This is a genomic window from Variovorax sp. J2P1-31, assembly GCF_030317215.1.
In the GTDB taxonomy this organism is placed as follows: Bacteria; Pseudomonadota; Gammaproteobacteria; order Burkholderiales; family Burkholderiaceae_C; genus Variovorax.
Genome location: NZ_JASZYA010000001.1, coordinates 1784244 through 1804036, shown reverse-complemented (window position 1 = coordinate 1804036; position 19793 = coordinate 1784244). Strand labels below are relative to the sequence as shown.

Annotated in this window: 18 protein-coding genes; 10 read left to right on the top strand and 8 right to left on the bottom strand. The window is 69.1% G+C overall.

What is annotated here, in order from left to right:
- Positions 1 to 4: 4 nt before the first annotated feature.
- Together QTI20_RS08365 and QTI20_RS08360 are read right to left on the bottom strand one after the other, a co-directional pair.
- Positions 5 to 217, bottom strand: a complete 213-nt coding sequence (locus tag QTI20_RS08365) for a hypothetical protein (RefSeq protein WP_286548509.1) — start codon at positions 215 to 217, stop codon at positions 5 to 7.
- 1 nt (position 218) lies between these two features.
- Positions 219 to 854, bottom strand: coding sequence for an FMN-binding negative transcriptional regulator (locus QTI20_RS08360; RefSeq protein WP_286548511.1), 636 nt, complete (start codon positions 852 to 854; stop codon positions 219 to 221).
- A 101-nt stretch (positions 855 to 955) separates the two neighbouring features.
- On the opposite strand from QTI20_RS08360, the gene QTI20_RS08355 reads away from it, so the two are divergent.
- Complete coding sequence (locus QTI20_RS08355) at positions 956 to 2026, top strand: DUF72 domain-containing protein (protein ID WP_286548513.1); 1071 nt, start codon at positions 956 to 958, stop codon at positions 2024 to 2026.
- Positions 2027 to 2029: 3 nt separating this feature from the next.
- Here QTI20_RS08355 and QTI20_RS08350 read toward each other — a convergent pair whose 3' ends face one another.
- The 5 genes from QTI20_RS08350 to QTI20_RS08330 all read right to left on the bottom strand — a co-directional run bounded on the left by QTI20_RS08350 (position 2030) and on the right by QTI20_RS08330 (position 7006).
- Positions 2030 to 3184, bottom strand: coding sequence for an HPP family protein (locus tag QTI20_RS08350; RefSeq protein ID WP_286548516.1), 1155 nt, complete (start codon positions 3182 to 3184; stop codon positions 2030 to 2032).
- A gap of 152 nt (positions 3185 to 3336) precedes the next feature.
- Positions 3337 to 4542 carry a branched-chain amino acid ABC transporter substrate-binding protein gene (locus QTI20_RS08345; protein ID WP_286548518.1) on the bottom strand — a complete coding sequence of 402 codons (1206 nt, stop codon included), beginning with the start codon at positions 4540 to 4542 and terminating at the stop codon, positions 3337 to 3339.
- A 123-nt stretch (positions 4543 to 4665) separates the two neighbouring features.
- Positions 4666 to 5049 (bottom strand): hypothetical protein, encoded by a 384-nt coding sequence (locus tag QTI20_RS08340; RefSeq protein ID WP_286548520.1) that lies wholly within the window; start codon positions 5047 to 5049, stop codon positions 4666 to 4668.
- Positions 5046 to 5486 (bottom strand): DNA polymerase III subunit chi, encoded by a 441-nt coding sequence (locus tag QTI20_RS08335; RefSeq protein ID WP_286548522.1) that lies wholly within the window; start codon positions 5484 to 5486, stop codon positions 5046 to 5048. The genes QTI20_RS08340 and QTI20_RS08335 overlap by 4 nt, the downstream gene beginning before the upstream one ends.
- Positions 5483 to 7006 (bottom strand): leucyl aminopeptidase, encoded by a 1524-nt coding sequence (locus tag QTI20_RS08330; protein WP_286548524.1) that lies wholly within the window; start codon positions 7004 to 7006, stop codon positions 5483 to 5485. The genes QTI20_RS08335 and QTI20_RS08330 overlap by 4 nt, the downstream gene beginning before the upstream one ends.
- Before the next feature lie 22 nt (positions 7007 to 7028).
- On the opposite strand from QTI20_RS08330, the gene lptF reads away from it, so the two are divergent.
- From lptF to QTI20_RS08300, 6 genes are all read left to right on the top strand, one after another.
- A complete protein-coding gene (gene lptF / locus QTI20_RS08325; protein ID WP_286548526.1) occupies positions 7029 to 8135 on the top strand; it encodes an LPS export ABC transporter permease LptF in 1107 nt (368 codons plus the stop codon).
- The gene (gene lptG / locus QTI20_RS08320; RefSeq protein WP_286548528.1) at positions 8132 to 9241 is read left to right on the top strand and encodes an LPS export ABC transporter permease LptG; all 1110 of its coding nucleotides are present in this window, start codon (positions 8132 to 8134) and stop codon (positions 9239 to 9241) included. The genes lptF and lptG overlap by 4 nt, the downstream gene beginning before the upstream one ends.
- Before the next feature lies 1 nt (position 9242).
- Positions 9243 to 9617, top strand: a complete 375-nt coding sequence (locus tag QTI20_RS08315) for a sirohydrochlorin chelatase (RefSeq protein ID WP_286548529.1) — start codon at positions 9243 to 9245, stop codon at positions 9615 to 9617.
- Positions 9618 to 9680: 63 nt separating this feature from the next.
- Entirely contained in the window at positions 9681 to 10622 is a 942-nt protein-coding gene (locus tag QTI20_RS08310) for a CysB family HTH-type transcriptional regulator (RefSeq protein ID WP_286548531.1), read from the top strand.
- 130 nt (positions 10623 to 10752) lie between these two features.
- Positions 10753 to 11925: a pyridoxal phosphate-dependent aminotransferase gene (locus QTI20_RS08305; RefSeq protein ID WP_286548533.1), complete on the top strand. Its 1173-nt coding sequence runs from the start codon at positions 10753 to 10755 to the stop codon at positions 11923 to 11925.
- A 107-nt stretch (positions 11926 to 12032) separates the two neighbouring features.
- Complete coding sequence (locus tag QTI20_RS08300; protein WP_183026925.1) at positions 12033 to 12185, top strand: DUF3309 family protein; 153 nt, start codon at positions 12033 to 12035, stop codon at positions 12183 to 12185.
- A gap of 53 nt (positions 12186 to 12238) precedes the next feature.
- On the opposite strand, the gene hrpA is transcribed toward QTI20_RS08300, so the two are convergent.
- Positions 12239 to 16237 (bottom strand): ATP-dependent RNA helicase HrpA, encoded by a 3999-nt coding sequence (gene hrpA, locus QTI20_RS08295; RefSeq protein ID WP_503011824.1) that lies wholly within the window; start codon positions 16235 to 16237, stop codon positions 12239 to 12241.
- A 104-nt stretch (positions 16238 to 16341) separates the two neighbouring features.
- Between hrpA and argA the strand changes: the two genes are divergently transcribed.
- From argA to dapD, 3 genes are read left to right on the top strand one after another with little or no spacing between them, the layout of a single operon-like run.
- Positions 16342 to 17691 (top strand): amino-acid N-acetyltransferase, encoded by a 1350-nt coding sequence (gene argA, locus QTI20_RS08290; RefSeq protein ID WP_183026924.1) that lies wholly within the window; start codon positions 16342 to 16344, stop codon positions 17689 to 17691.
- Between the two features lie 11 nt (positions 17692 to 17702).
- Complete coding sequence (gene dapC, locus QTI20_RS08285; protein ID WP_286548537.1) at positions 17703 to 18923, top strand: succinyldiaminopimelate transaminase; 1221 nt, start codon at positions 17703 to 17705, stop codon at positions 18921 to 18923.
- Positions 18920 to 19744, top strand: coding sequence for a 2,3,4,5-tetrahydropyridine-2,6-dicarboxylate N-succinyltransferase (gene dapD, locus QTI20_RS08280; protein WP_183026922.1), 825 nt, complete (start codon positions 18920 to 18922; stop codon positions 19742 to 19744). The genes dapC and dapD overlap by 4 nt, the downstream gene beginning before the upstream one ends.
- The last annotated feature ends 49 nt before the right edge of the window (positions 19745 to 19793 follow it).

Below are 19793 nucleotides of genomic sequence, written 5' to 3'. Positions count from 1 at the left end.
GCGTTCAGTTCGCTTCCTCGGGCATGGCCCGGCGCTGCTGCTGGGCGGCGGCATCCAGGGATTTCTGGATGTCCTGCTGCAACTGCTGCGTCTGCGCGCGCACCGCGGGCGCGGCCTGGCCCGGCACCACGGCCAGCGGCGTGGCCAGCTGCTTCTTGGCCAGCACGCCCACGATCAGCAGCGCGAGCACCAGGCCGACCAGGCCGAAGACCCGCATCTCAGCCCGCCTCCGGGCCGGCCACCATGCCCAGGCGCTGCATCCAGACGGCCAGCGCGCGTTCGTCCGCCGAGCCCGCGCTGTACTGCGCCTGCATCGCGGCATGCGACTCGGGCCGGTGCTGGTTGAGCTTGAGCTTGCATTGCAGCGCCGTCACGCGCAGTTCGAAGCCCACGATGCCGGCCAGCATCTTGTGCTGGAATTCCTCTCCCAGGTCGCGCCATTGCTGGGCATAGGCGGGTTCGTGGTCATGGATCAGCCGCTTGAGCAACGCGTCCTTGGCCTCGGGCGTTTCGACCAGCGCGGCGTCCACCGTGCAATGCACCGCCAGGTAGTTCCAGGTCGGCACGCGCGTGAGGTCGGGGTAGACCGTGGGCGACAGGTAGGCATGCGGCCCCTGGAAGCACACCACCGCCTGCGGTCGGGCTTGCAGGTAGCGCCAATGCGGGTTCGGCTTGGCGCAATGGCCCAGCAGCACGAGCTCGCCGTCGGCGCGCTCGTCCACCACCAGCGGCAGGTGCGTGATGAAAGGCAGGCCGGTGTCGTCGTTGGAGATCAGGCTGGCGAAGGGGTGCTCCCGCATCAGCGTCAATGCGCTGGCGCGATCCTTGGCGTTGAAGAAGGGTGGCAGGTACATGGCGTGGGCGCTCGTGGGAAGCTCGTGGAAAGAGCGACGATTGTCCCCGAGTGGCCGATGGCGGGGACGCGGTCCGGCGAGAATGCCGCATCTTTTCGATCATGCAGGATTCGCTCTTTCCCGACGCCGATGCGCCGCCGGCCGCCAAGGCCGAGCCGCCCTCCCGCCCCGATGCGGCGACGGACGTCGCGCCGGTGCGCCGCGCCTCCCGTGCGACGACCATCGAGGCCGCACCCGTCGATCCGGCCTTGCAGGCGCTGGCCGCGGGCCTGCCGCCCCTGGTGCGGTTGGGCACCTCGACCTGGTCGTATCCGGGCTGGGCCGGCATGGTCTGGGACCGCGACTATTCCGAAGCCCTGCTGGCCAAGCGCGGACTCACGGCCTATGCCCGGCATCCGCTGCTGCGCACCGTGTGCGTGGACCGCGCCTTCTACCGGCCCCTGAGCGCGAGCCAGTATGCGCAGCTCGCCGCCATGGTGCCGCCCGACTTCCGCTTCGTGGTCAAGGCGCCGGCGCTCGTGACCGACGCGCTGGTGCGCGGTGAAGCGGGACGGGGCCGGCAGCCGAATCCGGCTTTCCTGAGCCCGGAGCTCGCGCTGCAGGAGTTCGTGCTGCCCGCGCTCGAAGGCCTCGGCGAGCGCGTCGGCGCGCTGGTGTTCCAGCTGAGTCCCCTGCCCGTCTCGCTGCTGGCGCAATGGCCGCGGGTGTTCGAGCGACTCGCGGCGATGCTGCACGCCCTGCCCTCGCTGCAGCCCACGGCACCCGACGGCGTGATCGCCGTCGAGGTGCGCAACCCCGAGCTGCTGACACCCGCGCTGGTCGAGGTGCTGCGCGGCGCCGGCGCCACCTACTGCCTCGGCCTGCACCCCAAGCTGCCGCCCATCGCCGAGCAGCTGCCGCTGCTGCGCGCGCTGTGGCCGGGGCCGCTGGTGTGCCGCTGGAACGTCAACCCGCTGCACGGCGCCTACGGCTACGAAGAGGCCGAGAAGCTCTACCAGCCCTTCGACCGCATGGTCGACCCCGACGTCGAGACCCGCACCGCGCTGGCCCGCGTCATCACCGGCACGGCGCGCGCGGGACAGAAGGTCTACGTCACGATCAGCAACAAGGCCGAGGGCTCGGCGCCGCTGAGCGTGCGGGCGCTGGCCGAGGCGCTGCAGCCGGTGGCCTGAGCGCTACCCGCCCGGCTGCGCGGCCCGGTACAGCGCGCGCACCAGGTCCGACTGCGTGATCACGCCGACCAGGCGCTGGTCGGCATCGATGATCGGGATGTGGTGGTGTCCGGCGTCCGAGAACAGCGGCACCAGCTCCGCCACCGGCCGGTGCTCGCTCGCGACCCGCACCTCGCGCGTCATGATCTGGCCCACGGCGTCGGGTTTGTCGTCATGCGTGCGCGTGCTGGGCCGGATCAGCGCGCGCAGGCGATCGGCGATGCCGTCGTGCCGATCGAAGTCGGCATGGCGCATGAAGTCGGCCACGGTCACGATGCCCACGATGCGCTGCGCGCGGTCGATCACCGGCAGCGCCTTGATGCGCCGTTCGCGCATCAGGGCCCAGGCCTCGCCGAGCGGCGTGCCGAACTGCACGGTCCAGGGCGCGCGCGACATGATGTCGCGGCACTGGAGCTGGCCGAAGTTGCGTTGGTAGGCCGCGGCTTCGGCGTGCTGCAGCAAGGCCTCGAGGTCGTCGCGGCTCACGTCGAGCACCTGGTTGTAGTGGCGCAGCGCCGCATCGAGGTCGGCGGTGGTGAAGCGCGAGGCCACGGGTGTGACCGAGGCGGCCGGCTGCCGTTGCGTGTGCGGATAGCGCCTGCCGGTCAGGCTGTTGTAGAGCACGCCGGCGAAGGCCAGCAACAGCGAATCGACCAGCATCGGAAAGACCGCGAAATGAAAGCTGCTCGCGGCCATGGCGGTGAGCAGCGCGGTCGCGCCGCCCGGCGGATGCAGGCAGCGCAGCACGAACATCAGCCCGATGGCCGCCGCCACCGCCACCGCGCCCGCCCAGGCCGGGTCCGGGATCAGCATGGCGCAGGCCGCGCCCACCAGCGCCGACAGCGTGTTGCCGCCGACCACGGCCCAGGGCTGGGCCAGCGGGCTCGCGGGCAGCGCGAACACCAGCACCGCGCTGGCACCCAGCGGCGCGGCCAGCCAGGGCACGGCCGTGCCGGCGCCGTTCCACCATCGGCTGAGCAGGGCCGTGAACAGGATGCCCACGCCGGCGCCGGCCAGCGCGCGCCAGCGCTCGGGTGCCGAGACCTGCACCGGCGCGGGCCAGAAGCCGAGAAGGAAATCGCGCAGTCTCTGCGCGCGGGCGGGGGCGGAGGAGTTCATCGTGGGGCAGGGATCGGTGATGGCGATGATGTCAGAACGCGAGGTGCCCGGTCCGCGCGCCCCGCACCCTGGGCACCGCGAGCGCGCGGGCCATCGGCGCGCCCATGAAAAAAGGGCCCGAAGGCCCTTTTCTCTTTTCGGCGAAGCGCCGCTCAGCGGACCACGGCGATCTGCGTGCGCACGCCACCCTTGTAGGTGAAGAGCGTCAGGGCGCCGTTCTTGATGTCGCCCTTCTCGTCGAAGGTGATCGGGCCGGTCAGGCCCTTGTAGTCGACCTTGCCGACTTCGGGCAGGTACTTCTCCGGCTCGGCGGAGCCGGCCTTGACCATCGCGGCGGCCAGCACCTGCACGGCGTCATAGACGTAGGGTGCGTAGATCTGGACTTCGACGCCGTTCTTTTCCTTGAACTTGGTCTTCCAGGCATCCAGCGGGCCCTTGAAGTCGCCGTCGACACCGCCGGCTTCGGCGCACACGACCACTTCCTCGCCGATCGCGTCGCCGGCCAGCTTGGCCAGTTCGGCGGTGCACAGGCCGTCGCCGCCCATGAACTTGACGTTCATGCCCAGCTGCTTGACCTGCTTGAGCATCGGGCCGCCGACGGCGTCCATGCCGCCGAAGAACAGCACGTCGGGCTTGGCGCCCTTGAGCTTGGTCAGGATGGCGTTGAAGTCGGTCGACTTGTCGGTGGTGAACTCGCGGCCCACGATAGTCGCGCCGGCTGCCTTGGCGGCCTTCTCGAATTCGTCGGCCACGCCCTGGCCGTAGGCCGTGCGGTCGTCGATCACGGCGATGTTCTTGCCCTTGAGCGTCTCGACCGCGTACTTGCCGAGCGTGCCGCCCAGTTGCGTGTCGTCGGCCACTACGCGGAAGGTGGTCTTGAAGCCCTGGCGCGTGTACTTCGGGTTGGTCGCCGACGGCGAGATCTGCGGAATGCCGGCGTCGCTGTACAGCTTGGATGCGGGGATGGTGGTGCCCGAGTTCAGGTGGCCCACCACGCCGTTGACCTTGCTGTCGACCAGCTTCTGGGCGACCGCGGTGCCCTGCTTCGGATCGGCGGCGTCGTCTTCGGCCAGCAGTTCGAACTTCGCGACCTTCTCGCCGATCTTCACGCCCTTGGCGTTCAGGTCCTCGATGGCCATCTTGGCGCCCAATTCATTGTCCTTGCCGAGGTGAGCGATGGCGCCGCTGGTCGGGGCGACATGGCCGATCTTCACGACCAGCGTTTCGGCCGGAGGTGCTGCTGCGGGCGCGGCGGCCGTGGGGGCTGGCGCCGCAGCGGGTGCCGCGGCCTCCTCCTTCTTACCGCAAGCCACCAACGTGAGAGCAGCCAGTGCGACCGCAGTCCATTTCAATTGCATGGGAACCTCCAGAACAGGATGAATAGAGTAAAAAAACGGCCTTCTGACCGGATACCCCTGCAGAGCAAATTCCGCGCCGGACCGTGTCTTCCAGCGCCCTCGCGCCGTCGAACCGGGCGCAGTTTAGCCCAAGGATGACGCGTCTTTGGGTGGGTTCGACCCGAGTGTTTCACCCAGTTCCTGGGCCAGGGATTCGACCACCAGCGTGCGCAGAACGGCCTCGATTTCGCTGCGCAGGCGCGGCACCATGGCGTCGAGTTGCACCTGCACCGCGGCCGACACCACGTCGCTGAGCCGCTCCTCGAGCGCCCCGTCGATGCGCTGCAGAACGCGGTGCATCAACTGCTCCTCCAGCGCGAAACTTTCCAACTCGGACAGGCGCGCGGCCGGGCCGAGCGCGACCGCTTCGCGCGGGTCGTCGGCCACCGCTGGCGGCGCCGGCGCGGGCACTTCGAGCACCGTGGTGAGCGTGGGCACGAAGCGCGGTGGAATGCGCGGGGTGTTCATCGCGCGGCGCTCCCCTGGAACTGATGGCGCGTGATCGCGTAGCCGCGGTCCGCATAGTGGCGCCAGCGCAGGCGCGCGGAGAGTCGATCGTCCTCGTCGTCGGTCACGATGTCGATCAGGCGCTCGAAGCGTTCGAAGCCCGCCGGGATCTCCGAGGCCAGGTTCAGCAGCACCTGCTGGTGCGGCAATGCACCAGCATCGCCGTCCATCAGCACCACCGGGGAGCGCGACAGCACGGCCGGCTCCGCGCTGGCGCGGCAATGCGCCACGAAGTCCACCGGCGACACCTGCCACAGCGCCAGGTCGATGGCCTCGATCACGGCCGGCGGCGCCACCACCACCACGCGCGCGCCGCGAGCCCCGACGGCCTTGCGCAGCAAGCGGCAGGCGTAGTGGACCTTGTCGGGCGTGTTGAAGTGGAAGTCGATCTCGGTCACGTCGTGGCGCGTGCCTTGCGGGCGGCCTTGCGCGGCGCTGTGTCGGCGGGTGCACCGGCGTCGGCCGCGCGCGCGAGCAGGTAGCTGACCAGCAGGCCGACCGGGCGACCGGTCGAGCCCTTGGCCGCGCCGCTCTTCCAGGCCGTGCCGGCGATGTCGAGGTGGGCCCAGGGGAAGGCGCTGGTGAAGCGCTGCAGGAACTTGGCCGCCGTGATCGCGCCGCCCGCGCGGCCGGCGATGTTGGCGACGTCGGCGAAGTTGCTCTTCAGACCCTCGCCGTATTCGTCGTCCAGCGGCAGGCGCCAGCAGAGGTCCTGCGATTGCTCGCCGGCCGCCGAGAGCGCCGCGGCCAGGGTGTCGTCGGACGAGAACAGGCCGCTGCGCACGCCGCCCAGCGCGACCACGCAGGCGCCAGTCAGCGTGGCGATGTCGATCACCGCCGCGGGCGAGAAGCGCTCGGCATAGCTCAGCGCGTCGCACAGGATCAGCCGGCCTTCGGCATCGGTGTTGAGCACCTCGATGGTCTGGCCGCTCAGGCTGGTCACGACGTCGCCGGGCTTGAGCGCCTTGCCGTCGTTCATGTTCTCGCAGGAAGGGATCAGGCCGACCACGTTGATCTCGGGCTTGATCTCGGCCAGCGCGCGGAACACGCCCAGCACGCTGGCCGCGCCGCACATGTCGAACTTCATCTCGTCCATCTCGGCCGCCGGCTTGAGCGACACGCCGCCGGTGTCGAAGGTGATGCCCTTGCCTACCAGCACGACCGGCGCCGCGCTCTTGGCCGCGCCCTGGTAGCGCAGCACGATGAAGCGCAGCGGCTCGGACGAGCCCTGCGCCACGGCGGCGAAGGAACCCATGCCCAGCTTCGCCACTTCCTTGGGACCCAGCACCTCGCACTGGATGCGCGGCAGCCGGCCCAGCTCCTGGGCGGCGCCCGCCAGCAGCGTCGGGGTGCTGTGGTTGCCCGGGCGATTGCCCCATTCCTTGGCCAGCTCGATGCCCGCCACGGTGGCGCTGGCCTCGGCAAAGGCGGACGACAGGGCCTTCGCATCGGCCACGCCGAGCACCAGCTGGCGGATGCTGCGCGCGTCGGCCTTGGGCTTGGTGGTGGTGTAGACGTAGCTGGCGTCGGCGGCCGCGAGCACGGCCGCGCGGACCGCCGGCGCCGTGGCCTCCTGGGCGAAGGCGATGGTCAGGCGCTTGGGCGCATGGGCCTTGGCGGCCTGCACGGCCGCCAGCACGGCGGTGCGCACGGCCGCGGCCGATCCATCGCCGGCGCAGGCCAGCAGCACGCGCGGGGCCGCAATGCCCGCCGGCCGGTACAGCGCGAGCAGCTTGCCGGCCTTGGATGGAAGATCACCGGCCTTGCGCACGTCCTCCATGAGGGCGGTCAGCGCATCGGACCGGCTGGATTTCGACAGCGCCCCGGAGGGTTCTGACTCGGCGAAAAGCACGACCAGGGCATCGGTCTTTTCGTTGGCCGCCTGGGCGGTGCTGAGGGTCTTGAGTTGAAAGTCCATAATCCTTTTCTTTCCCTTGACGATGTTATTCCATTCCTCCCTGCGCAAAGAGCTGTCCCGCAGCTTCGGCGCCACGCTCGTCGTCCTGGTCACCATCGTGATGACCATGATGCTGATCCGCACGCTCGGCCTGGCTTCGAAGGGCAGCGTGAACCCGTCCGACGTGCTGCTCGTGATGGCCTACACGGTGCTCGGCTACATGCCGACCATCCTGAGCCTGAGCCTGTTCGTCGCCATCGTGGGCACGCTCTCGCGCATGTACCGCGACAGCGAGATGGTGATCTGGTTCTCCAGCGGCCGCGGCCTGTTCGACTTCGTGAGCCCGCTGTTCCGCTTCTCCTGGCCGGTGCTGCTGCTGATCGCGGTGCTGGCGCTGGTGGGATGGCCCTGGGCCAACTCGCAGACCCAGGGCATGCGGGCGCAGTACGAACGCCGCGGCGACCTGGAACGCATCGCCCCGGGCGAGTTCCGCGAGTCGGCGGGCCGCAACCGCGTGTTCTTCATCGACAAGGACACGCCCGACGGCACCACCGCCAACAACGTGTTCATCTCCTCGATCGAACGCAACCTGCAGATCATCACCTCGGCGCGCAGCGGCCGCATCGACGACGTGGGCGAGGCGCGCTACCTGCTGCTGTCCAACGGCCAGCGCCTGGAGCGCTCGCTCGACGAGAAGCGCCTGAAGATCAGCGAGTTCGAGACCTACGGCGCCAAGGTCGGCGACAACGTGTCTTCGTCGGCCGACGCGGCGCCGGTGCGGGCGCGCAGCACCCGGACGCTGCTGATGGAACGCACGCCGGTCGCCCTCGGTGAATTGGCCTGGCGCATCGGCCTGCTGTTCGCCGGCTTCAATTTCGTGCTGCTGGCGCTCACGCTGTCGAACGTGAACCCGCGCGCCGGCCGGAGCGGCAATCTGCTGCTCGCGCTGTTCGCCTTCGTCGTCTATTTCAACCTGCTGAACCTCGGGCAGAGCTGGATCGGGTCCGGGCGCATCGGCATCGGCACCTTCATGCTGCTGGTGCACGGCGGCATCCTGGTGGCCACCAGCCTCTGGCTCGCCAAACGCAACAACAACTGGGGACTGCGGCGCCGTGCCGCGGTGCCCTCACCTTCGGTGCCGCGCGCGTGAAGACCATCCGTCGACTGATCTACAGCGAGGTGCTCAAGTCCGTGGGTTTCGTGACCCTCGGCTTCCTCGCCCTCTTCTTCTTCTTCGACTTCGTCGACGAACTCGGCGACATCGGCCGGCCCGACAGCGTGGGCTACGGCACGCCGCAGGCCCTGGCCTATGTGACGCTGCTGATCCCCAGCCACCTCTACGAACTGCTGCCGATCACGGTGCTGATCGGCACCATCTTCGTGATGTCGCGGCTGGCCCAGAGTTCCGAGTACACCATCCTGCGCACCAGCGGCCTGGGCCCCTGGCGCGCGCTGCGCTCGCTGCTGGTGCTCGGCGCGGGCTTCGTGGCCCTCACCTTCGCCGTCGGCGACTACATGGCGCCCCTGGCCGACCGGACCGCCCAGACGCTCAAGGCCAGCTTCCGGGGCGACATCCTGGCGGCCGGCGGTGCCACCGGTGCATGGCTCAAGGAACGGCAGGGCACCATGTCCTATGCGGTCAACGTGTCGGCCATGAACCGCGACGGGTCGCTGACCTCGCCGCGCATCTTCGAATTCGACGACAAGGGCTTCGTGACCACGCAGACGCTGGCGCCGACCGCCCGCATCGTCGACGGCGCCTGGATCCTGGCCAACGCCGAGCACCAGCAGTACGACACGCGCTCGGGCAACACCGCCCGTGTCGTGACCGACCAGGTGGCCGAATACCGCTGGCCGACCTCGCTGACCAGCGAGATGGTGTCGGTGGCGCTGCTCAAGCCAGAGCGCATGCGCACGCTCGACCTGTTCGAGTACATCAACCACCTCGAGGCCAACGGCCAGACCGCGCAGCGCTACGAGATCCAGTTCTGGCGCAAGGTGTTCTATCCGCTGTCCTGCCTGGTGATGGTGGTGCTGGCCCTGCCCTTCGCCTACCTGCATTTCCGCCAGAGCGGCATCACCAGCTATGTGTTCGGCGGCGTGCTGATCGGCATCAGCTTCTTCCTGCTCAACAACGTCTTCGGCTACATCGGCAACCTGAGCAACTGGATGCCATGGCTCACGGCGGCCGCGCCGGGGCTGATCTACACCCTGCTCTCGCTGGCCGCCTTCGGGTGGCTGGTGCTCAGGCGCTAGCGTGGCCGGCCCGCAACCATCGGCCGTGGTGCTGTTCGCGCACGGCTCGCGCGATGCGCGCTGGCGCGAACCGGTCGAAGCCGTGGCGCGCCGCATGGGCGAACTGCAGCCCGGGGTGGCCGTCGCCTGCGCCTACCTCGAACTGGTCGAGCCCGACCTGCCCACGGCCGCCGCGCGGCTGATCGCGGACGGCGCGCGCAGCTTGCGCGTGGTGCCGCTGTTCCTGGGCATGGGCAAGCATGTGCGCGAAGACCTTCCGCAGCTGCTCGACGCGCTGCGGTCCGCGCATCCGGAGGTGGCGTTTTCCTTGGTGCCGGCCGTGGGAGAGACGGCCGAGGTGATCGATCTGCTGGCACGGGTGGCCTTGCGCAACTGATTTTTTGCGCAAATCGATAGACCGATACGGCATAATGAATAGAACAATAAGACGGAATTTGTTATGAATCTCCACCAATTCAAGTTCGTGCAGGAGGCCGTGCGCCGCAACCTGAACCTGACCGAGGCCGCCAAGGCGCTGCACACCTCGCAGCCGGGCGTGTCCAAGGCCATCATCGAACTCGAGGAAGAGCTGGGCGTGGAAATCTTCGCGCGCCACGGCAAGCGGCTCAAGCGCGTGACCGAGCCGGGCCAGCATGTGATCGCGAGCATCGAATTGATCATGCGCGAGGTCGGCAATCTGAAGCGCATCGGCGAGCAGTTCAGCGCCCAGGACAGCGGCACGCTGTCGATCGCCACCACCCACACCCAGGCCCGCTATGTGCTGCCGGTGCCGGTGGCCCGGCTGCGCGAGGCCTATCCCAAGGTCAACGTGAGCCTGCACCAGGGCTCGCCCGACCAGGTGGCGCGCATGGTGATCGACGAGATCGCCGAGATCGGCATCGCGACCGAGTCGCTGTGGGACTACGCCGAGCTCGTGACCCTGCCCTGCTACGAATGGCAGCACGTGCTGGTGCTGCCCAAGGACCACCCGCTGGCCGACAAGGAGCGCGTGTCGCTCGAGGACCTGGCGACCGAGCCGATCATCACCTACCACCCGTCCTTCACCGGCCGCACCCGCATCGACCATGCGTTCGCGCAGAAGAAGCTCACGCCGCGCATCGCGCTGGAAGCCATCGACTCCGACGTGATCAAGACCTACGTGCGGCTCGGGCTGGGCGTGGGCATCGTGGCCGAGATGGCGGTGCGCGACAGCACCAACGACGATCTGGTGGTCAAGCCCATGGGCCACATCTTCGGCCAGAACATCGCGCGCATCGCCTTCAAGCGCAGCGCCTACCTGCGCAACTTCGTGTTCAAGTTCGCCGAGCTGCTGAGCGACCGGCTCGACCGCAACCTGATCGCCAAGGCCCTGAGCGGGCAGCAGCAGGACTACGAGCTTTAAGCTCTCCCCCGAGGGCTTCGCGCACTTCGTGTCGCGCGCGCCTTCCCCCTTCCGGGGGCGACACCGGCGGCCCGGCGAAGCCGGTTCCGCGGTGTCCCTTGGACATCGCATCATCGAACCCACGAGCATCATGAGCATCGATCCTTCTTCCGCCCGCACGCCCGCGATCGCCAGCAAGCTGCCCGCCGTCGGCACCACCATCTTCACCGTGATGTCGGCGCTGGCGGCCGAGAAGAACGCGGTCAACCTGGGCCAGGGTTTTCCGGATTTCCATTGCGATCCCAAGCTGCTCGAGGCGGTGAACCACGCGATGGCGGCCGGCCACAACCAGTACCCGCCGATGCCGGGCATCCCGGCGCTGCGCGAGGCGATGGCGGCCAAGATCGAGGCGCTCTACGGCCGCCGCTACGACGCCGCGAGCGAGATCACGGTCACGGCCGGCGCCACGCAAGCCATCATCACCGCGATCCTGGCCGTGGTGCATCCGGGCGACGAGGTGATCGTGCTCGAGCCCTGCTACGACAGCTACGTGCCCAACATCGAACTGGCCGGCGGCGTGGTGGTGCGGGTGCCGCTCACGCCGGGCACCTTCCGGCCCGACTTCGGCCAGATCGGCGCCGCGATCACGCCCAGGACGCGCGCGATCGTGATCAACACGCCGCACAACCCCAGCGCCACGGTCTGGACCGCCGCCGAGATGCGCGCGCTGGAGGATCTGCTGGCGCCGACCGAGGTGCTGGTGATCAGCGACGAGGTCTACGAGCACATGGTGTTCGACGGCGCGCCGCACGAGAGCGTGGCGCGCTACCCCGGCCTGGCCGCGCGCAGCTTCATCGTGGGCAGCTTCGGCAAGACCTACCACGTGACCGGCTGGAAGGTCGGCACCGTGGCCGCGCCGGCCGCGCTCACGGCCGAGTTCCGCAAGGTGCACCAGTTCAACGTGTTCACCGTCAACACGCCGATGCAGCATGCGCTGGCCAGCTACATGGCCGATCCGGCGCCCTACCTGGAACTGCCGGCCTTCTACCAGCGCAAGCGCGACCTGTTCGCCGCCGGCCTGGCCAAGACCCGCTTCAAGCTGCTGCCCAGCGCCGGCACCTACTTCCAGTGCGTGGACATCACGGCCGTGAGCGACCTGGGCGAAGCCGACTTCTGCCAGTGGCTCACGCGCGAGATCGGCGTGGCCGCGATTCCGCTGTCGGCCTTCTACGGCGGCGGCTTCGACCAGCGCGTGGTGCGCTTCTGCTTCGCCAAGAAGGACGAAACCCTGGTGCATGCGCTGGAGCGACTGGCGAAGCTCTGACACGGCGCGTCGGTTTGGCCTGACCGGCACAGGGGCTGCTTTCCCTTTGCCGGCGCCCCGATCGGGGCGACCATGGGGCTTCCATACGAAGCCCTTAGGAGAAGTTCATGTCGACAATACTGCTGGTCATCCTGATTCTGTTGCTCATCGGGGTGCTGCCGACCTGGGGTCACAGCCGCAACTGGGGCTACGGGCCGAGCGGCGGCCTGGGCCTGGTGCTGATCGTCGTGATCGTGCTGCTGGTCATGGGCCGCATATGACGCCATGAGCCGCCTCGCCCGCGCCATGAAAAAGCCCGCTCGCGCGGGCTTTTTCATGCCTGCAGCTGGGCCCAGGCCTTGTCCAGCCGCTTGACGCTCACCGGCTGCGGCGTGCGCAGCTCCTGCGCGAAGAAGCTCACGCGCAGCTCTTCGAGCAGCCAGCGGAATTCCAGCATGCGATCGTCGACCGCGCCCTTGCGCTCGGCCACCAGCCGCCAGTAGCGCTGCTCCTGCGGCCGCAGCTCGGCCAGCTTGGCGGCATCGCGCGCCGGGTCGGCGCGCAGCTTGTCGAGCCGCGCGGTGATCGCCTTGAGGTAGCGCGAGAAGTGCTGCAGCTGCGGCCAGGGGGTGTCGATCACGAAGCGCTTGCCCATCAGCTTCTGCAACTGCTGGGCCGCGTCGGCCGTGGCCTCGGGCTGGACCTTGGTGTCCTTGATCTTGCGCACCGCCGTCGCGTAGTCGACCAGGATCACGCCGGCCAGCCGCGCCACCTCGTTGGCGATCAGCGTCAGCCGGCCGCGGCCTTCCTCGATGCGGCGCTTGAAGGCGAACTCGTCGGTGGGCAGCGGCTCCTGCAGGAAGGCGCGGTCCAGCGCCACGTCGATGAGCTGCGCGCGCAGCTCGTCGGAGGTGCCCAGCGGCATGTAGGCCACGGCCATCTTCTGCAGCTCCGGGATGTTCTTCTCGAGGTACTTGAGCGCGTCCTTGAGCTGCAGCGCGAACAGCCGGCGCAGGCCGGCGCGGTGCCTGGCGGCGGCCACGGCCGGCTCGTCGAACACCTCGATCGTGACGCCGTCGCCGCCGTCGAGCAGCGCCGGGAAGCCGATCAGCGATTGCGCGCCGCGGCGCACCTCCATCAGCTCGGGCAGCTCGCCGAAGGTCCAGGCGGTGTAGCGCGCGCCCGCGGGCAGCGCTGGGGCGGCCGCCGGTGCCGCGGCACGCGTTGCCGTCGCCGGTGTGTTCTTTTCAGCCGATGCCGCGGGTGCGGCCCGCACGTTGAGCCCGGCCAGCGCCTGGAACGCACCGCGCGCCTGCGCCCCGAGTTCGCCCTTGAGCGCGCCCAGGTTGCGGCCCATGCCCAGCTGGCGGCCGTGCTCGTCGACGATGCGCAGGTTCATGAACAGGTGCGGCGGCAGCATGTCGAGCTTGAAGTCGGCCCGCAGCACGTCGATGCTGGTCAGCTCGCGCACGCGGCGCAGCAGCACATCGGTCAGCGAACCGGTGCCGAACAGCTCGGGCGCCGACAGCGCCTCGGCCAGCTTGCTCGCCGACTCGGGCAGCGGCACCAGCCGCGAGCGCGGGCGCTGCGGCAGGCTCTTGAGCAGCGCCTGGATCTTGTCCTTGAGCATGCCGGTCACCAGCCACTCGCAGCGCTCCTCGCTCACCTGGTTGAGCACGAACAGCGGCACGCTCACGGTCAGGCCGTCCTTGGCGTCGCCGGGCGCATGCAGGTAGGTGGCGGCGCAGTCCACCCCGCCCAGTCGCACGGTCGGCGGGAAGGACTGGGTGGTGATGCCGGCCGCCTGGTGGCGCATCAGCTCGTCGCGCGTGAGGTACAGCAGGCGTGGCTGGGCGCGCGATTGCTCCTTGTACCAATGCTCGAAGGACGCGCCGCTCGCCACATCGCTCGGCAGCTGCGCGTCGTAGAAGGCGTAGATCAGCTCGTCGTCGACCAGCACGTCCTGCCGGCGCGCCTTGTGCTCCAGGCCCTCGACCTCCTTGACCAGCTTGCGGTTGGCCGCGAGGAAGGGGAACTTGCTTTCCCACTGCCCGCCGACCAGCGCTTCGCGGATGAAGATCTCGCGCGCCGCCACCGGGTCGACCTTGGTGAAGTCGACGCGCCGGCCACTGTAGACCACCAGCCCGTAGAGCGTGGCGCGCTCCAGCGCCGTGACCTGCGCGCCCTTCTTCTCCCAGTGCGGGTCGAGCAGCTGCTTCTTGAGCAGGTGGCCGGCGATCTCCTCCAGCCACTGGGGCTCGATGTTGGCGATGCCGCGGCCGAACAGCCGCGTGGTTTCGACCAGTTCGGCCGCCACGATCCAGCGGCCGGGCTTCTTGCGCAGGTGCGCGCCCGGGTGCTTGTGGAACTTGATGCCGCGCGCGCCCAGGTAGGCCTCGTCGTCCTCCATCTTCCAGCCGACGTTGCCCAGCAGGCCGGCCAGCATCGACAGGTGCAGCGCCTCGTAGCTCGCGGGCTGGCGGTTGAGCTGCCACTTGTGCTCGCTGACCACGGTGAGCAGCTGCGAATGGATGTCGCGCCACTCGCGCAGCCGGCGGATGTTGACGAAGTTCTGCCGCAGCAGCTGCTCGTACTGGCGGTTGCTGATCTTGTGCGTGGGCAGCGCCTCGGCCACTGGCGCCGGTGCCGCGGCGGCCATGCGCTGGGCGATCGGCAGCACGGCCGCGCTCGCGCGTTTCGCCGGGTCGCCGTGCAGCTCGCGCCTGGTTTGCGGTGCGTTGCCGCCGCGCGCGTCGGCGATCCATTTCCAGAGCGTGAGGTAGCCGCTGAATTCACTGCGGTCGTCGTCGAACTTGGCGTGGGCCTGGTCGGCCTGCTGCTGCGCCTCCATCGGGCGGTCGCGTACGTCCTGCACCGACAGTGCGGAGGCGATCACCAGAACCTCTTCCAGCGCGCCGCGCGAGCGTGCCTCCAGGATCATCCGGCCCACGCGCGGGTCCAGCGGCAGCCGGGCCAGTTCCTGGCCGATGGCGGTGAGCTCGTTGGCGTCGTCGACCGCGCCCAGCTCGTTGAGCAGCTGGTAGCCGTCCGCGATGGCGCGCGGCGCGGGCGCCTCGAGGAAGGGGAAGCGCGCCACGTCGCCCAGGTGCAGCGACTTCATGCGCAGGATCACGCCGGCCAGCGAGGAGCGCAGGATTTCCGGGTCGGTGAAGCGCGGCCGGCCCAGGAAGTCCTTCTCGTCGTAGAGCCGGATGCAGATGCCGTTGGCCACCCGCCCGCAACGGCCGGCGCGCTGGTTGGCCGCGGCCTGGCTGATCGGCTCGACCAGCAGCTGCTCGACCTTGCTGCGGAAGGAATAGCGCTTGACGCGCGCGGTGCCGGTGTCGATCACGTAGCGCGTGCCGGGCACCGTGAGCGAGGTCTCGGCCACGTTGGTGGCCAGCACCACGCGGCGGCCGGGGTGGCCCTCGAAGATGCGGTCCTGCTCGGCCGGCGAGAGCCGCGCGAACAGCGGCAGCACCTCGGCATTGCGCATCACCGGCTGGTTGGCCAGGTGGCGGCGCAGGTGGTCGGCCGCCTCGCGGATCTCGCGCTCGCCCGGCAGGAAGACCAGGATGTCGCCGCCGTTGTGCGGATCGCGCCAGAGCTCGTCGACGCCGTCGGCGATCGCGTGGTTGAGGTCGTACTCGCGCGATTCCTCGAAGGGGCGGTAGCGCTGCTCGACCGGGAAGGTGCGCCCCGACACATAGATGATCGGCGCCGGTCCGTTGCGCGACGCGAAATGCGTGGCGAAGCGGTCGGCATCGATGGTGGCCGAGGTCACGATCACCTTGAGGTCCGGCCGGCGCGGCAGGATCTCGCGCAGGTAGCCCAGCAGGAAGTCGATGTTGAGGCTGCGTTCGTGGGCCTCGTCGATGATGATGGTGTCGTAGGCCTTGAGCAGCGGGTCGGTCTGCGTCTCGGCGAGCAGGATGCCGTCGGTCATGAGCTTGACCGAGGCGTCGCGGCTCAGCCGGTCCTGGAAGCGCACCTTGAAGCCGACCACGTCGCCCAGCGGCGTCTTGAGCTCCTCGGCGATGCGCTTGGCCACCGAGCTGGCGGCGATGCGCCGCGGCTGGGTGTGGCCGATCAGCTTGCCCTGGCCGGGCGGCTTGTTGAGCTTGCCGCGGCCGAGCAGCAGCGCGATCTTGGGCAGCTGCGTGGTCTTGCCCGAGCCGGTCTCGCCGCAGACGATCACCACCTGGTGGGCGGCGATGGCCTCGGCGATTTCCTCGCGTCGGGCCGAGACGGGCAGCGACTCCGGGAATTCGATCTTCAGCGTGCTTCGGGGCGGAAGGGGCGCGGGCGGGGCGGACAAGGAATCGGTGGACAAGAGAGTCAGTCAGGCACGAGGCACATCGGAGAGAATTGACGATTATCCCAGCCCGCCCCGGTTCGCGCCGTCCACCCCTTCGCCACCCTGCCAGCCACCGCCGAATGTCCACCGTCTTCAACTTCACCTTCGTTCCCTGGTTCCGCTCCGTCGCCCCGTACATCCACATGCACCGAGGCAAGACCTTCGTGGTGGGTCTCACGGGCGAGGCGATCGCCGCGGGCAAGCTGCAGAACATCGCCCAGGACCTGGCGCTGATCCAGTCGATGGGCGTCAAGGTGGTGCTGGTGCACGGCTTCCGGCCCCAGGTCAACGAGCAGCTGCGCGCCAAGGGCCACGAGGCCCGCTATTCGCACGGCCTGCGCATCACCGACGAGGTGGCGCTCGATTCGGCCCAGGAGGCCGCGGGCCAGCTGCGCTACGAGATCGAGGCCGCCTTCAGCCAGGGCCTGCCCAACACGCCGATGGCCGGCTCCACGGTGCGCATGATCTCGGGCAACTTCATCACCGCGCGGCCGGTGGGCGTGATCGACGGCGTGGACTTCAAGCATTCGGGCCTGGTGCGCAAGGTCGACAGCGCGGGCATCCTGCACACGCTGGACTTCGGCGCGATGGTGCTGATGTCGCCCTTCGGCTTCTCGCCGACCGGCGAGGCCTTCAACCTCACGATGGAAGAGGTCGCGACCAGCGTGGCGATCTCGATCCAGGCCGACAAGCTGATCTTCCTGACCGAGGTGCCGGGCATCCGCGTCGACAGCGAGCTGCCCGAAAGCGAGGACAACCCCATCGACACCGAACTGCCGCTGGATGCCGCCCGCAAGCTGCTGACCACGCTGCCGCCCGCGCAGCGGCCCACCGACACCGCCTTCTACCTGCAGCACTGCGTGAAGGCCTGCGAAGCGGGCGTCGAGCGCAGCCACATCCTGCCCTTCTCGGTCGATGGCTCGCTGCTGCTCGAGGTCTATGTGCACGACGGCATCGGCACCATGGTGGTCGACGAGAAGCTGGAGTCGCTGCGCGAGGCCACGGCCGACGACATCGGCGGCATCCTGCAGCTGATCGAGCCCTTCGAGCGCGACGGCACGCTGGTCAAGCGCAGCCGCACCGAGATCGAGCGCGACATCAGCCAGTACTCGGTGATCGAGCACGACGGCGTGATCTTCGGCTGCGCGGCGCTCTATCCGTACCCGGAGTCGCGCACCGCCGAGATGGCCGCGCTCACCGTGTCGCCGCACTCGCAGTCGCAGGGCGACGGCGAACGCATCCTCAAGCGCGTCGAGCAGCGCGCCAAGGCGCTGGGCCTAGACAGCATCTTCGTGCTGACCACCCGCACCATGCACTGGTTCATCAAGCGCGGCTTCGTGCCGGTCGACCCCGACTGGCTGCCCGAGGCGCGCAAACGCAAGTACAACTGGGACCGCAAGAGCCAGGTCCTGGTCAAGAAACTCAAGTAGACGACGAAGCCATGAATCCCCTGCTCGCCAAGCTGCAGCCCTACCCCTTCGAGCGGCTGCGCCAACTCTTCGCCGGCGTGGTGCCGAACGCCGATTTCGCGCCCATCAGCCTGGGCATCGGCGAACCGAAGCACCCGACACCGGCCTTCATCCGCACCGCATTGAGCGAAGGCCTCGACGGGCTCGCCGCCTACCCGGCCACCGCCGGCGACGCCAGGCTGCGCGCCGCTTTCACCGGCTGGCTGCAGCGCCGCTACGGCGTGGCGGTCGATCCCGCGACCCAGGTGCTGCCGGTCAACGGCTCGCGCGAGGCGCTGTTCGCGCTGGCGCAGACGGTGGTCGATCCGTCGGGCCCGGTGCCGCCCATCGTGATGTCGCCCAATCCCTTCTATCAGATCTACGAGGGCGCGGCCCTGCTGTCGGGCGCCGACACGCACTACGTGCCCAGCATCGCCGAGCGCAACTTCGCGGTCGACTGGGACGGCGTGCCCGAGGCCGTCTGGGCTCGCACCCAGCTGGTCTTCGTCTGCTCGCCGGGCAACCCCACGGGCGCGGTGATGCCGCTGGACGAATGGCGCAAGCTGTTCGCGCTGTCGGACCGCCACGGCTTCGTGATCGCCTCGGACGAGTGCTACAGCGAGATCTACTTCCGCGAGGAAGCGCCGCTGGGCGGGCTCGAAGCCGCCACGCGCCTCGGCCGCAGCGACTTCAAGAACCTGGTCATGCTGACCTCGCTGTCCAAGCGCAGCAACGTGCCCGGCCTGCGCAGCGGCTTCGTGGCCGGCGACGCGTCGCTGATCAAGTCCTTCCTGCTCTACCGCACCTACCACGGCAGCGCGATGGGCGGCGCGGTGGCCGCGGCCAGCGTCGCGGCCTGGGGCGACGAGGCGCACGTGGTGGAGAACCGCGCGCTCTACCGCGCCAAGTTCGCGGCCGTGACGCCGCTGCTGGCCGAGGTGATGGACGTGCGGCTGCCCGATGCCGGCTTCTACCTCTGGGCCGGCGTGCCCTCGGCCTGGAACGGCGACGACCAGGCCTTCGCCCGCGCGCTCTACGCTCAATACAATGTGACGGTGCTGCCGGGCAGCTTCCTCGCACGCGACGTCGGCGGCGCCAGCCCCGTGAACCCGGGCCGGGGCCGCGTCCGCATGGCCCTGGTGGCCGGCACCGACGAGTGCACCGAGGCCGCCCGCCGCATCGTTGATTTCATCCAGAACCGAGCTCCTTCATGACCCAACAACTCCAGCAGACCATCGACGCCGCGTGGGAAGACCGCGCCAACCTCTCGCCTTCGCAAGCTTCGGCCGAAGTGCGCGACGCCGTCGACCATGTGATCTCCGAACTCAACAACGGCACGCTGCGCGTGGCCACCCGCGAGGCCGTGGGCCAGTGGACGGTGCACCAGTGGATCAAGAAGGCGGTGCTGCTGTCCTTCCGCCTGAAGGACAACGAACAGGTGCAGGCCGGTTCGCTGGGCTTCTACGACAAGGTGCCGACCAAGTTCTCGCACCTGTCGGCCGCCGAACTCAAGGAAGCCGGCGTGCGCATCGTGCCGCCGGCCGTGGCACGCCGCGGCAGCTTCATCGCCAAGGGCGCGATCCTGATGCCTTCGTACGTCAACATCGGCGCCTACGTCGGTGAAGGCACCATGGTCGACACCTGGGCCACCGTGGGTTCGTGCGCGCAGATCGGCGCCAACGTGCACCTGTCGGGCGGCGTCGGCATCGGCGGCGTGCTCGAGCCGCTGCAGGCCGGCCCGACCATCATCGAAGACAACTGCTTCATCGGCGCGCGCTCCGAAGTCGTCGAAGGCGTGATCGTCGAAGAGAACTCGGTGCTGTCGATGGGCGTGTTCATCGGCCAGAGCACCCCGATCTACGACCGCGCGACCGACACCGTGAGCTATGGCCGCGTGCCGGCCGGTTCGGTGGTGGTGGCCGGCACGCTGCCCAAGCCGGGCGGCAAGTACAACACCTACGCCGCGATCATCATGAAGAAGGTCGACGCCAAGACGCGTTCGACCACCAGCCTGAACGACCTGCTGCGCGACTGATCCCGCCCCGGCCGCCGCGAGGCGGTCTTTTTTCTCCCAGAGAACGCCC